The organism is Peptacetobacter hominis, assembly GCF_006861675.1.
GTDB lineage: Bacteria > Bacillota > Clostridia > Peptostreptococcales > Peptostreptococcaceae > Peptacetobacter > Peptacetobacter hominis.
On sequence record NZ_SGJB01000001.1, the window covers coordinates 185,023 to 199,203 of the forward strand.

Sequence of the window (14,181 nt, forward strand, 5' to 3'; positions counted from 1 at the left end):
AAAAAAGACTGCTATTAAGCAGTCTTTTTATTTATATATTATAAGTTTCTATTGTCTTTTAATAATACGTCGTGAGCTCCACCCTCTACTATTGATGTAGCAGAAACAAGTGTAAGTTTAGCATTTTTCTGTAATTCTTCTATTGTAAGTGCACCACAGTTACACATAGTAGATCTTACTTTTGCAAGAGATGCATTTACGTTGTCTTTTAATGAACCTGCGTATGGAACGTAAGAGTCAACACCTTCCTCGAAAGAAAGTTTTTTATCTCCACCAAGATCGTATCTCTGCCAGTTTCTAGCTCTTGCAGAACCTTCTCCCCAGTATTCCTTCATGTAGCTTCCGTTTATATTAACTTTGTTTGTTGGAGACTCGTCAAATCTTGAGAAGTATCTTCCAAGCATAACGAAGTCAGAACCCATTGCAAGTGCAAGTGTTATATGATGATCGTAAACTATACCACCATCTGAACATATTGGTATATAAACACCAGTTTCTTCAAAGTATTTATCTCTCGCAGCAGCAACTTCTATAACAGATGTAGCCTGTCCTCTACCGATACCTTTCTGTTCTCTTGTTATACATATAGAACCACCACCGATACCGATTTTTATAAAGTCAGCACCAGCTTCAGCAAGGAATCTGAATCCTTCTTCGTCAACTACGTTACCTGCACCAACTTTTACAGTATCGCCATAGTGTTCTCTTATCCAGTCTATAGTAAGTTTCTGCCACTCTGAGAATCCTTCTGAAGAGTCTATACATAATACGTCTACACCAGCTTCAACAAGAGCAGGAACTCTTTCTGCGTAGTCTCTAGTGTTTATTCCGGCACCAACTATATATCTTTTTGAATCATCAAGTAATTCAAGAGGGTTTTCTTTGTGAGAAGAGTAGTCTTTTCTGAATACCATGTACATAAGATGTCCGTCATCGTCAAGTACAGGAAGAGAATTTAATTTATGATCCCAGATTATGTTGTTTGCTTCTTTTAAAGTAACGTCTTTAGGAGCTGATACTATCTGCTCAAGTGGAGTCATGAAGTCTGCAACTTTTGTGTCAAGAGACATTCTGCTCACTCTGTAATCACGGCTTGCAACTATACCTAAAAGTTTTCCGTTAGCAGTTCCATCATCTGTTATAGCAACAGTTGAATGTCCTGTTTTTTCTTTTAATGCAAGTATATCTTCAAGAGTATTTTCTGGTGTAAGATTTGAATCACTTACAACGAAACCAGCTTTATAAGCTTTAACTCTTGCAACCATAGCAGCCTGATCTTCTATAGTCTGAGAACCGTATATAAAAGATATACCACCCTCTTTTGCAAGTGCTATAGCCATGTTGTCATCAGAAACTGCCTGCATTATAGCAGAAGTCATAGGTATGTTCATTGATAATGGAGATTCCTCTTCTCCTTTTCTGAATTTAACAACTGGTGTTTTTAAACTAACATTTGCCGGGATACACTTAGCTGAAGAATATCCTGGAACTAAAAGATACTCACTAAAAGTATGAGATGGTGTTTCAAAATAAAATGCCATTTCTTAAGTCACTCCTTAAATATATATTTATTTTTTTATTTTATAAAAGTCAAAAAAAGACACCTGTAAGGGTATTGCCAAACGTGTATCTTTAAAATAAGTCAAATAAGATAATAATTATTTTTTAAATTTTAACATTAATTTGGTAAATAGTCAATATTTATACGGGGATTTGTGGGAAATAATATATAAATTTTCCTAACTATAAAAATATTTATACTTATTGAAGAATATTTTAGGATAATATATAATTTAATGTATATAATATAACAATGAATTTTTATTTTTTCGGAGGTGTACTGAATGGAACTGTTAAAAAAGAAAATACTTGATGAAGGTGCAGCAAAGGGAAGTGATATAATCCAGGTTGGATCATTTCTTAATCATCAGCTTGATATAGACCTTCTTAATGAAATAGGAAAGGAATTTGCTGAGAGATTCAAAGATGTAGGTAAAATAGATAAGATACTTACAATTGAGTCTTCAGGTATAGCGATAGCATCTATTGCTTCTCAGTATTTTGGAAATGTACCTGTTGTATTTGCAAAAAAAGTGATGTCAAGTAATATGGATACAGATGTATATGAAACAACAGTATATTCTTATACAAAAGGTATAGAATACTCTGTTAGAGTAAATAAAAAATATATAAATAAAGGTGAGAAAGTTATAGTTATAGATGATTTCCTTGCAAAAGGTGGAGCCGTAATGGGACTGAAGGATATAGTTGATCAGGCAGAAGCGGAACTTATGGGTGTTGGTATAGTAATAGCGAAAGCATATCAGGAAGGTAAACCAATACTTGAAGCAAATAATATAAGAGTAGAGACACTTGTTTCTGTTGAAGCTATAAATGATGGTGTTATAACTTTTAGTGAATAATAATATTATTAATAAAAGGGAATCAGAAATCTGATTCTCTTTTATTTGACTTATAAATCTTTGGAAAGGGTTTTTTTGATGAATAGAATTATAAAGGAGATAGATAGAGAGGATAAAAAGAATCCGTATACTGATCAAGAACTTTCAGATATGCTTGGAATAAAGAGATCAGATATTGTAAATTTCAGAAAAGAAAAAGGGATTCCGAATTCAAGAGATAGAAGAAGAGATCTTGTAATGAGAGAAATAAGAGCAGTAATAATGGAAACTCCTGATATAACAGAGAGAGGATTGACTGATATTCTTGTAAAAAATGGATATAGAATATCAAGAAGTGCAGTTGCCAAGATGATGAAGGAAGTAGAAACTAAAGGAGAATTCTTAAATAAAAAGACAGAAAACAACGATATAAGTATAAAAAAAATTACAGAAATAAATAAAAAAATAGAAAATGATTTAATAAATGAAAATGTAGGTTTTGAAAATCTTATAGGAATAAACGGAAGCCTTAAAGAAAAAGTAAATCTTGCAAAATCAGCAATAATGTATCCTCCTAACGGTCTTCATACTATAATATACGGAGAATCTGGTGTAGGAAAGAGTGAGTTGGCAAATTGTATGTATGAGTATGCTGTAAAGAAAAAAATAAAGGATGATAAATCGCCATTCATAGTTTTTAACTGTGCAGATTATGCAGAAAATCCTAATTTGCTAATATCTCAATTGTTTGGAGTAGTTAAAGGAGCGTATACAGGTGCTGGAGAGGATAGAGCTGGACTTGTAGAAAAAGCGGATGGAGGAATATTATTTTTAGATGAAATACATAGATTACCACCATCAGGACAGGAAATATTATTTTCTCTTATAGATAGAGGTGAATATAGAAGACTTGGTGAAAGTAGTAATAAAAGAAAGGCAAATGTACTAATAATAAGTGCAACAACAGAAAATCCAGAATCAAGCTTACTTACAACATTTAGAAGGCGTATACCTATGTTTATAACATTACCTAATCTTGATTCTAGATCTGTTGAAGAAAGATATGAAATAATATTAAAATTTTTTGAAAGAGAATCTAAAAGAATAAATAGAAATATAATTGTAACTAAAGAAGTTCTTTACGCACTTATGAACTATAAGTGTAAAGGTAATATAGGACAGCTTAAGAGTGATATACAGGTTAGTTGTGCAAGAGCTTTTAGTAAGAGTACAAAAGAAGATAATAAAGTTATAATAGATACTGACAGTCTTAGAGAACATATAAAAAAATCTTTGCCGAAGGAAAATAAAATTTTAAAAAATGAAAAATATGATACTTTAGAAGATATATACATTGATATAAATGAAATAAATAATGTGAATAAAAATTATTTTAGTAAGCATGAAGTAAATGAAATTTATCGGTATGTTGAAAAAGAATTAAAAGTATTAGAAGGGAAAAATTACTCAGAAGATGAAATAAAAAATATTTTCTTTGACAAATTAGATAAAAAATTTAATCAGATTAAAAAAAATAATATAATGTCTGATAGAAGTGAAAAACAAATGATTAGTATGAATCTAAAAAATGAGACTGTAGAGATTGTAGATAAAGTTTTTGAATTGTTGAAAAATCAATATGAGTCTATAAATAATGCGTTATACCCAGCATTAGCAATGCATTTAGAACATGCGATACAAAGATTAAAAGATGGAAAAAAAATTATAAATCCGGGTCTAGAAAAAATAAAAAAATCTTTTACTGAAGAATATGAGATAGCAAGATATGTAGTCGGAATAGTAGAAGATGTGATAAATATTACATTTCCTGATGATGAATTAGGCTATATAGCATATTATATACATAAATTCTGTATGAATAAAGATGAGGTTGAACAAAAGGTTAAAGTCATTATAGCAACACATGGAAAAGTAGGAATAGAAATGTCAAAGGTTGTAAATAATGTTCTCGGACTAGAATGCACATATGGAATAGAAGTTCCTTTGGAGGAATCTCCTTCTGATGGAGTTGAATCTGCAATGCTAGATATTATAAATAAAGGATTTAATACAGATATTCTTCTTTTAATGGATATGGGGTCACTTATAATACTTGGAGACAAAATAGAAGAGAGCCTTGGTGTAAGATGTAAAGTATTAAGTAGAGTGGATACGGTGCTAGCAATGGAAGCGGGCAAAGCAGCTGTAATAGAAGGTAAAAGTTTAGATGCAATAATACATGATTTGAAAGATAGCACAAATATCTCTGTTATAAATCAAAAGAATGGAGATTTTCACACTAAAGCTTCAGAAAATAAAGAAAATATTTTAATTACTATATGTTTAAGTGGAAAAGGAACTGCGATTACAGTAAAAGATATTTTAGAAAAACAATTGAAGGACATGAAACATGAAGAAATAAAAGTTGTTCCTCTTGGGATGATTTTGGAAAATGAATTTGAAGATGAGATAAAGCAGTATGAAAAAGAATTCAACATAATTGCAATCTGTGGAACTATAGATATAGGCTATAATAATATACCATTTATATCATATTCTGATGTTATGAATGGAAAAGGTGCAGAAAGAGTTGTTGAAATTCTAAAATCAAATAAGAATCATATGGAAAAGGATAATCATATAGGATTGAAAAATTTAATATATGAAGAGCTTGTTCTTGAAAATATAGAAGGAATTTCAAAAGAATATATTATTGACACATTAGTTAAAAAACTTGAAGATGGTGGATTTGTAGATTCAAGGTATATTCTTAGTGTATATAAAAGAGAGGCAATGGGAAGTGTAGTAATTTCTCAGAAGGTAGCAATACCTCATGGACTTCCTGAAAATGTGATAAAGCCCGCAATAGCAATAGCAAAGCTTAGTAAACCAATAATATGGGATAATGAATTTATGGTTGAAGTAATCGTGCTTATTGCGATGAAAGAAAATAATAAATCAGAGATAAAGGATCTTCTTTTCAAGCTTAGTGATTTAGAATTCATGGAAGAATTGCTAAAAACAAACAATAAGAGAGAAATAATAGAGCTTTTTTCTGAGGAATATTAATTGCATAAAAGACATATACAAAAAAAACCAACTAAAAATAAAAATAAAATCGTTTTCACTGAATAAAGTGGAACGATTTTTTTTGTATGTTAATAAAAAAACATAAAAAATATAAAGAAAAAGAACGTGATGAATTCAAGGAAAACGATATTTTGAAAATAAAAATACACTCGTTTAACAAAAAAAACCAAAAGTTGGCACACATAATGCTTTAATATAGGGTGTAAAGATAAAAAAGAAATTGGAGGGCTGAGAAGTGGAACTTATAAAATTTATTAATCCGAAACTTATATTTCTCAACCAGGAATGTAGTACAAAAGATGAATTCTTTAAAATAATACATGATAAGGCATTAGAAAATGGCTTTGTAACAGATGAATTCTATACAAAAGTTCTTGCAAGAGAAAATACGTTTCCAACAGGAATAAATCTTGGAGAGTTTGGAGTAGCAATACCACATACAGATGCTGAGTATATAAAAGAACAGTTTATAGCAGTATGTAATTTTAAATCTGGAGTGGAGTTCAGATCAATGGAAGATGAAAATGAAAAAGTTAATGTGAAGTTAGCTTTTGTGTTAGGACTAAATCAACCTCATAGTCAACTAGAAGTACTTCAAGAACTAATGGGGATAATACAAAATAGTGAAGCTGTAAAAAGTTTAATAGAATGCGAAAATGAAGATGAGATAATAAAAATAATCGAATCTTTATAATAAAATAATAAAAAGATAAATTTAGGGGGAATAAAAATGAAAAAAAGAATATTAGTAGCATGTGGAGCAGGAATAGCAACATCAACAGTAGTATGTACAAAATTAGAGGAGTTAATAAAAAACAACAATATAGAAGCTGAAATAGTTCAGTGCAAAATAGCTGAATGTGCATCTAAACAGGATGAAGCAGATCTTATAGTAACAACAACTATATTACCAACTACATATAAGATACCAGCAATAAAAGCGACATCTTATATAACAGGTATAAATGTTAAAGCAACAGAAGAAAAGATACTTGAAGTACTAAGAGGGTAGTTTATTATTCCATACTCTCCATATTGGAGAGTATGGTTTATAAATAAAAATAGGAGGTATTATCAATATGGATAAATTATTATTTGTAGTACAGTATATCCTTAATATGGGAGCTACTGTAATATTACCAATAACGATATTAATACTTGGCGTGATATTCAAAATTAAGTTTACTAAAGCTTTAAAGTCAGGTTTAACAATAGGAATAGGATTTGTTGGTATAAACCTTGTAGTTAGTTTATTAACTGAAACTCTTGGGCCTGCAGCTCAGGGAATGGTTGAAAGATTTGGCTTGAATCTTACTGTAATAGATGTAGGATGGCCTACAACAGCAGCTGCAACATGGGCATCTCCAGTTGCTCCTATATTAATACCGGTTTGTATTGTAGTAAACCTTATATTAATATATTTCAAAAAGACAAAAACTTTAAACATAGACTTATGGAACTACTGGCATTTTATAGTAGCGGGAGCTACAGGATATATAGTAACAGGAAGTTACATCTGGGCTATAATATGTGCAATAATAATGGAAATAATAGTTCTTTATACAGCTGATAAAACAGCACCTTATGTTCAGGAGTTCTATGGGTTAGAAGGAGTATGTCTTCCAACAGGATCAACAGCTTCATTTGCTCCGCTAGGATTTCTTGTAGGTAAGCTTGTTGAAAAAATACCAGGAATAAATAAACTTCATGCGGATCCGGATTCTATACAGAAAAGATTTGGTATATTCGGAGAACCTATGATGATGGGTATAATACTTGGTCTTATATTAGGTGTTCTTGCAGGATATCGGCCAGATAAAATATTCAATGTTGGTATATCAATGGGTGCAGTAATGTTTCTTATGCCTAGAATGGTTAAAATACTTATGGAAGGTCTTATACCAATATCAGAGGCTGTTAGAGATTATCTACAGGAAAAATATGGAGATAGAGAGCTTTATATAGGTCTTGATGCAGCTCTTGCAACAGGACATCCATCAGTTCTTTCTACAGCTCTTATACTTGTTCCTATAACTTTATTACTTGCAGTTATACTTCCTGGAAATAAAGTTCTTCCTTTCGGAGACTTATCAACTATACCATTCTATATGGCGTTTATAGTATGTTTCAGAAAAGGAAATATAGTTCAGTCAGTTATAACAGGAACTATAGTAATAGCAATATCACTTTATATGGCAACAAACTTTGCACCTGTTCATACAGAATTACTACAGCAGGCTAATATGATGCCTGATGGAACAACAATGGTAACAAGTATAGACACTGGAGGAAACTTATTCAAGTGGGCTATATTAAAATTATCTCAGCTAGTAGCAAGTCTTGGAATATTCTAATAGACATAAAAGTCAATAAGAATAGAGATATTGTTCAGCTAATAAAATGATATTACTCTTTTTTAGCTAAAAATATCAAAAGCTAAAAAAGAGTAATATTTTTATGAAATAGTATTTAAATAGATTTAAGCTAAAAAGTTAGTTATATGTTGTAAGGAGGAATATGAAAATGAAAGCTGTTGTTAAAACTAAACCAGGATACGACAATGTAGAGGTTCTTGATGTAGAAGAACCGAAAGCGACAGGAGATAAAGTAAAAATAAAGGTTGAATACAGTGGAATTTGTGGTTCTGACATACATTCTTTTAAAGGAGAATATGCGAATATAAAAGCGCCTGTTACACTTGGACATGAATTTGCGGGTATAGTGGTAGAAGTAGGTGAAGATGTTAAAAACATAAAAGTAGGAGATAGAGTAACATCTGAAACTACATTTGCTACATGTGAGAAATGTATTTATTGTGCCACAAGAGATTATAATTTATGCCCTACAAGAAAAGGAATAGGGACTCAGGTAGATGGAAGTTTTGCAGAGTATGTACTTTCAAGAGAAGAAAGTATTCATATTCTTCCAGATAACGTATCAACATTGGCAGCTTCTTTAACAGAACCATTAGCTTGTTGTTGTCATGCGGCTCTTGAAAAAACAAATGTTACAAATGACGATACTGTTCTTATAATTGGCCCTGGACCAATTGGATTATTATTGGCTCAAGTTATAAAAGCTCAAGGAGCAAAAGTAATAATGACAGGTATAAGTAAAGATATGCCTAGACTTGAGATTGCAAAAGAACTTGGAGTAGATAGGGTTGTAAATGTTGCAGAAGAAAGCCTTGAGGAAATCATAATGGAAATGACAGATGGAAATGGAGTAACAAAAGGATTTGATTGCTCTGGATTTATGCCAGCTGTAAACCAGGCTCTTCCTCTTATGCAGAAAAAGGGTACATTTGTTCAAGTAGGAATTTTTGCAAATAAATTTAATGAAATGGATCAAGAATCTATAATACAAAGGGAAATTACTTATGTAGGAAGTAGGTCTCAGAAGCCTAGTTCTTGGGATTTAGCACTTGATCTTCTAGAAAAAGAAAAAGTAGATACAGAAAGATTAGTTACAAGAATAGTATCACTTGATGAGTTTAAAGATGGTATAACGTCGCTTATGAATGGGGAAGAGATAAAGGTTGTTGTTAAATCTTTTTAAAGATTATTAAAAAGGGAGAGATGTATAAAATGAAGGCACTAAATTTATATTCTGCAAGAGATATAAGATTTGAAGATACTGAAAAACCTGTTATAACAGGTAATGATGATGTGATTGTAAAAGTAAAGGTTGCAGGAATATGTGGTTCTGACGGACATAGATACGCTCAGCTTGGTCCATATATAGAAGGTATGACATGGGGACATGAATTTTCTGGAGTGGTGGAAGAAGTTGGAGCAGAAGTAACAAACGTAAAACCTGGTGATAGAGTAACTGTTTGTCCAGCGTTATATTGTGGAAAATGTGAATCTTGCAAAAAAGCAGAGTTTGCAAGATGTGATAGTCTTAAAGTTATAGGAGCAAAAGATCCAGGAGCATTTGCTGAATATGTAAAAATACCTTCAGAAAATGTCTTGCCTATTCCAGATGAAGTTGATTTTGAAGCTGCTTCTATGGTTGAGCCTACAGCAGTTGCAATACATGGACTTTATAAAACAAAGCTTCAGCCAGGAGAAGATATAGCAGTAATAGGATGTGGAACAATAGGTTTACTTGCTATACAGTGGGCAAAAATATTTGGAGCAAAAAGGATAATAGCCCTTGATATAGATGATAGAAAACTTGAACTTGCAAAACAACTTGGAGCAACAGATACAATAAATTCTATGGGAATAGAGCCTTGTGAAGAAGTTGAAAAAATAACTAATGGAAGAAGAGCAGATGTTGTAGTTGAATCAGCAGGTTCACCAATAACTTCAGCACAATCATTCTCTCTTGCTAAAAAAGGTGGTAGAGTAGTATTTTTAGGAATACCATATGGAGATGTAATGGTTAAGAGATTTTATTTCGAAAAAATAGTAAGAAATGAATTACAGGTATTTGGATCATGGAATGCTATTTCTTCTCCATTCCCAGGTATTGAATGGACAACAACTATAGATTGTATGAAGAAAGGGCTTATAAATACAAAACCTTTAGTAACACATAGAGTACCACTGTCAAAAGGTCCTGAAATGTTTGAAAAAGTAGCAGAAAGAAAAGAGTATATAGGAAAGGTATTATTTTTCCCTGAGGAAAACTAATATAGATTAAGTAACCCTAAACATTTATCTTAACTACAGAAAATATATCCCTCATAAATGAGGGATATATTTTTGTATAAATAAATATTTGTTTTTTCAGTTGATTAAATGTATATTGATTTATTATAATATATTTGTAATTATAAATAGATTGGAGAGCATAATAATGAAAAATATTTATAAACTGCAGAATGGAACAGATATAAGAGGTATTGCTGTAGAAAACTCAGAAAAAGAAGTAAATCTTACTGTAAAAGAGGTTGAACAGATAGCAAAAGCTTTTCATACTTGGATAAAAGAAAACAATAATAATGAAAAGATAGTAATTGCAGTAGGAAATGACTCAAGAGTAACAGGAGAGGAATTCAGAAAAACTGTAATAAAAGCTCTTACAGAGCAGGGATGTGATGTAATAGATTGTGGACTTGCAACAACACCTTCGATGTTTATGACAACAGTTATGGACGGTTATAAATGTGATGGGTCTATAATGATAACTGCAAGTCATTTACCATATTTCTATAATGGACTTAAATTCTTCACAGAAAATGGTGGACTGGAGAAAGCTGACATAAAAGCAATGCTTGACATAGTTACAGAAGGAAAATATGCAGCTTCATCAGAAACTGGTTCTGTAACAGAAAAAAATCTTATAGATGATTATTCTGATATACTTGTTGATAAAATAAGAAAAGGAGTTTCATCAGATAAGAATTATGAAAAACCATTTGATGGAATGAAGATACTTGTAGATGCAGGTAATGGAGCAGGAGGATTCTTTGCTGAAAAAGTAATGGAAGTTCTAGGTGCGGATACTAAAGGAAGCCAGTTCCTTAATCCTGATGGAATGTTCCCTAACCATATACCAAATCCTGAAAACAAAGAAGCTATGAAGAGTATAAGCGATGCAGTTCTTGCGAATGAAAGCGACCTTGGTATAATATTTGATACAGATGTGGACAGAGCAGCTCTTGTTGGTAAGGACGGAAAATCAATAAACAAAAATGCTCTTATAGCTGTTATATCTTCAATACTTCTTGAAGAAAATCCAAATACTACAATAGTAACAGACTCTATAACATCTGTAGGATTAGCCGAATTTATAGCTAATCATGGTGGAAAACATCACAGATTTAAAAGAGGATATAAAAACGTTATAAATGAAGCTATAAGACTAAACTCTGAGGGTGAAGAATGTCACCTTGCAATAGAGACTTCAGGTCATGCGGCAATAAAAGAAAACTACTTCCTTGATGATGGTGCATATCTTATAGCTAAAATACTTATAAAAGCCGCAAAAATGGCACAGGAAGGAAAAGAAATATCAGATCTTATATCAGATTTAAAAGAAGCTAAAGAGGAAAAAGAAGTTAGAATAGGAATAAATAAAGAAGACTTCAGACCTTATGCAGAAGAAATACTGGAAGATCTTAAATCATATGTATCAGAAACTGAAGGATGGGAAATGGTTCCTAAAAACTATGAAGGTATAAGAGCAAACTGTTCAGCTGCCGGTGAAGATGGATGGTTCCTTATAAGAATATCTCTTCATGAACCTCTTCTTGCTCTTAACATAGAGTCAAATGAAGATGGTGGATGCGATACAATATATGCAAAACTAAAATCATTCCTTGAAAGATATGATTTAAAAGGATTATAAAATATAAATTCTTTATAAATGTTAATAAAATTTATTAAGATATGTTAAGAAGGATTACACCTCTGTCACTTACGGTTACAAATATGTAACCGTAAGTGACAGAGGTGTAATCCATTTTTTTGTATTTAGATGCTATTATAATAGTATAGATAAACAGCAAAGGAAGTGATTAATATGAAAAACACTAATAGACTTACAGCAATAATAATGGCATTTTTAATGGTAACAATGATATCTTTTGCAAATACAGATGGAGTATTTGCAGCAAGAGTAAAGTCAAAACCATCAGTGAAAATAACAACTTTAACATCTAAAAATAATTATATAAATAAAGATCAAGCACTTTCTATATTGAAGAAAAAAGAAAAAAATAAAACATTTATATATATGGGAACAGAAAAAGATTTTGAATACTTATCAGAATCAAAACAGAAGGGTTATGTTTTTCTTCCGGATGAAGAAGGTGACATAGGATATTTTGTAAATCGTATAAATAAAAAAGTATATTATTTCCATCCAAGTGGATATATGGAACTTATGAAGTAAAGATATATAAAGGGAATTATCAAACCAACAGTAGAAATGGAATATCTATAGTATTATTCTATGAGTTGGCGAGATGATTCCTTTTTTAAAATTTAATATTTATATGTAAATTTCATTTTAATATGTAAATAAGCTTAATATCAAAAATAAATTATATTTAACAAATAAAATTATCTATAAATAAAAGTTATTCATGCGTTTGTAAAGTATATATTATATTTTGTATTAAATTTTATAAAATATAAAAAAATATCAAAATAACATTATAAAATTAAATGTATTTATTGTTTTTATAAAAAATACAAATAAAACTTATTTAATGATGATTATTGATAAGGAGTTTATATAAAAGCATTCTCTTTTTATATAGAATATTATATAATGTTTAGTATAAAAACATTTTATTCAATATAGAAGGGGGCTGTATTTTGAAAAAAATAGATATAATCAGAGTTAGATACAATGATGTAAAAATAGAAAACAGCGATGGACCCAAATTAAGAGGATTTTTTGGAAGAAAGTTTATGAGAGTGGATTATTTTCATAATCATTCAAAAGAAGGAATATTATACAGATATCCTCTTGTACAGTATAAGGTGTTAGAGGGAACCCCTGTAGTAGTTCTTTTATCAAAAGGGTGTGAAATAGCATCAAGATATAATGCTGTAGATAAAATAATAATAGATGAAAATGAATTTATATCTGAAAATATAGAAGTCTCTATAAAAAAGGAAAATTTTGGTGTAATAGATAATCGTATAAAATATAGATTTATAACACCGTGGATCGGTCTCAATCAGAAGAATATTATACAATACAGTAAAACATCGTCGTTAGAAGAGCGAAAGTATATACTTGAAAAAGTTATAAACGGTAATCTGTTATCCTTGTCAAAGGGTATGGACTATAGAGTTGAAGAAAGAATAGAATCGAATATAGATATATCAACTATAGATGAAAAAAAAGTGTATTTTAAGGGAAAAAAATTAATCGGTCATACTTTTGAGTTTGATGTAAATTTTGATATACCAGAATTTATAGGTATAGGTAAGGCATGTTCCAGAGGTTTTGGAAGCGTAGAAAAATGTAAATAAATTGTTTATGGTGCTTTTATAAAGCACCATATTTTATGAGAAAAAATTTAATTAAATATAATTATCCAAGTGTAGATTCATATTAATGTGGTATATATAATATAACGATTATAAAAATGCAGGAGGAATTATGATAGGAAATTTAAAGAAAAAGAGTATAGCGATACTATTAATATTTTATATATGTTCTTTTGTGTATTTTGTTGTAAAAATGAACACAATGGGAATTTCTGTAACTATATTTGGAATATTGTCTATGCCTGTATTGATAAAAATAAATCAGATAAATAGAAAGTTATTGAGTGATAATTTTTTTGTAGCTATTGTATGGTATATATGCATTGCTTCAATATTAGGATCAGGGTACGGTTTTTATGATATAAATCATTATGATGATTTTCTTCATATACTTTCGGGAATTCTATCGGCAACTGCCGCATATGATATTATTCTGTATTTTGAAAATGATACTACAATTGATAAAAGGCTTGCTGTTATAATGATATTCATGTTTAGTATGGGAGTTGCATCTTTGTGGGAGATAATGGAATTTTCAATGGATACAGTGATACATACGAATACGCAGGTAGGTGGTTTGAGTGATACAGTAATAGATATGATAGATGCTATGATAGGTTCTATTTTTACAATATCATTAGTACTATATAAAAAAATAAAAAATCATAAATAATTCCTAATCTATTCATAATGAATTCATTCTAAAGAATACAAAACTGTGTAATAATATT

At 30.4% G+C, this 14,181-nt stretch carries 12 protein-coding genes; 11 read left to right on the top strand and 1 reads right to left on the bottom strand.

What is annotated here, in order from left to right:
* Positions 1 to 38: 38 nt before the first annotated feature.
* Positions 39 to 1,541, bottom strand: a complete 1,503-nt coding sequence (locus tag EXD82_RS00860; RefSeq protein WP_142535021.1) for an IMP dehydrogenase — start codon at positions 1,539 to 1,541, stop codon at positions 39 to 41.
* Between the two features lie 303 nt (positions 1,542 to 1,844).
* Here EXD82_RS00860 and EXD82_RS00865 point away from each other — a divergent pair, with 303 nt between their 5' ends.
* The 11 genes from EXD82_RS00865 to EXD82_RS00915 all read left to right on the top strand — a co-directional run bounded on the left by EXD82_RS00865 (position 1,845) and on the right by EXD82_RS00915 (position 14,123).
* Positions 1,845 to 2,423 (top strand): xanthine phosphoribosyltransferase, encoded by a 579-nt coding sequence (locus tag EXD82_RS00865; protein ID WP_142535022.1) that lies wholly within the window; start codon positions 1,845 to 1,847, stop codon positions 2,421 to 2,423.
* A gap of 78 nt (positions 2,424 to 2,501) precedes the next feature.
* A complete protein-coding gene (locus EXD82_RS00870; protein WP_142535023.1) occupies positions 2,502 to 5,471 on the top strand; it encodes a sigma 54-interacting transcriptional regulator in 2,970 nt (989 codons plus the stop codon).
* A 256-nt stretch (positions 5,472 to 5,727) separates the two neighbouring features.
* Positions 5,728 to 6,186 carry a PTS sugar transporter subunit IIA gene (locus tag EXD82_RS00875; protein ID WP_142535024.1) on the top strand — a complete coding sequence of 153 codons (459 nt, stop codon included), beginning with the start codon at positions 5,728 to 5,730 and terminating at the stop codon, positions 6,184 to 6,186.
* A gap of 36 nt (positions 6,187 to 6,222) precedes the next feature.
* Positions 6,223 to 6,504 carry a PTS sugar transporter subunit IIB gene (locus tag EXD82_RS00880; protein WP_142535025.1) on the top strand — a complete coding sequence of 94 codons (282 nt, stop codon included), beginning with the start codon at positions 6,223 to 6,225 and terminating at the stop codon, positions 6,502 to 6,504.
* Positions 6,505 to 6,571: 67 nt separating this feature from the next.
* Entirely contained in the window at positions 6,572 to 7,846 is a 1,275-nt protein-coding gene (locus EXD82_RS00885) for a PTS galactitol transporter subunit IIC (protein ID WP_142535026.1), read from the top strand.
* Between the two features lie 169 nt (positions 7,847 to 8,015).
* Positions 8,016 to 9,050: a zinc-binding dehydrogenase gene (locus EXD82_RS00890; RefSeq protein ID WP_142535027.1), complete on the top strand. Its 1,035-nt coding sequence runs from the start codon at positions 8,016 to 8,018 to the stop codon at positions 9,048 to 9,050.
* Between the two features lie 29 nt (positions 9,051 to 9,079).
* The gene (locus EXD82_RS00895; RefSeq protein WP_142535028.1) at positions 9,080 to 10,132 is read left to right on the top strand and encodes a galactitol-1-phosphate 5-dehydrogenase; all 1,053 of its coding nucleotides are present in this window, start codon (positions 9,080 to 9,082) and stop codon (positions 10,130 to 10,132) included.
* A gap of 166 nt (positions 10,133 to 10,298) precedes the next feature.
* On the top strand, positions 10,299 to 11,792 hold the full coding sequence (locus tag EXD82_RS00900) for a phosphohexomutase domain-containing protein (protein WP_142535029.1): 1,494 nt from the start codon (positions 10,299 to 10,301) through the stop codon (positions 11,790 to 11,792).
* Positions 11,793 to 11,966: 174 nt separating this feature from the next.
* The gene (locus tag EXD82_RS00905; RefSeq protein WP_142535030.1) at positions 11,967 to 12,338 is read left to right on the top strand and encodes a hypothetical protein; all 372 of its coding nucleotides are present in this window, start codon (positions 11,967 to 11,969) and stop codon (positions 12,336 to 12,338) included.
* Between the two features lie 428 nt (positions 12,339 to 12,766).
* Positions 12,767 to 13,432: a CRISPR-associated endonuclease Cas6 gene (locus tag EXD82_RS00910; RefSeq protein WP_142535031.1), complete on the top strand. Its 666-nt coding sequence runs from the start codon at positions 12,767 to 12,769 to the stop codon at positions 13,430 to 13,432.
* A gap of 130 nt (positions 13,433 to 13,562) precedes the next feature.
* Positions 13,563 to 14,123 (top strand): DUF2238 domain-containing protein, encoded by a 561-nt coding sequence (locus EXD82_RS00915; protein WP_142535032.1) that lies wholly within the window; start codon positions 13,563 to 13,565, stop codon positions 14,121 to 14,123.
* Positions 14,124 to 14,181 lie beyond the last annotated feature (58 nt).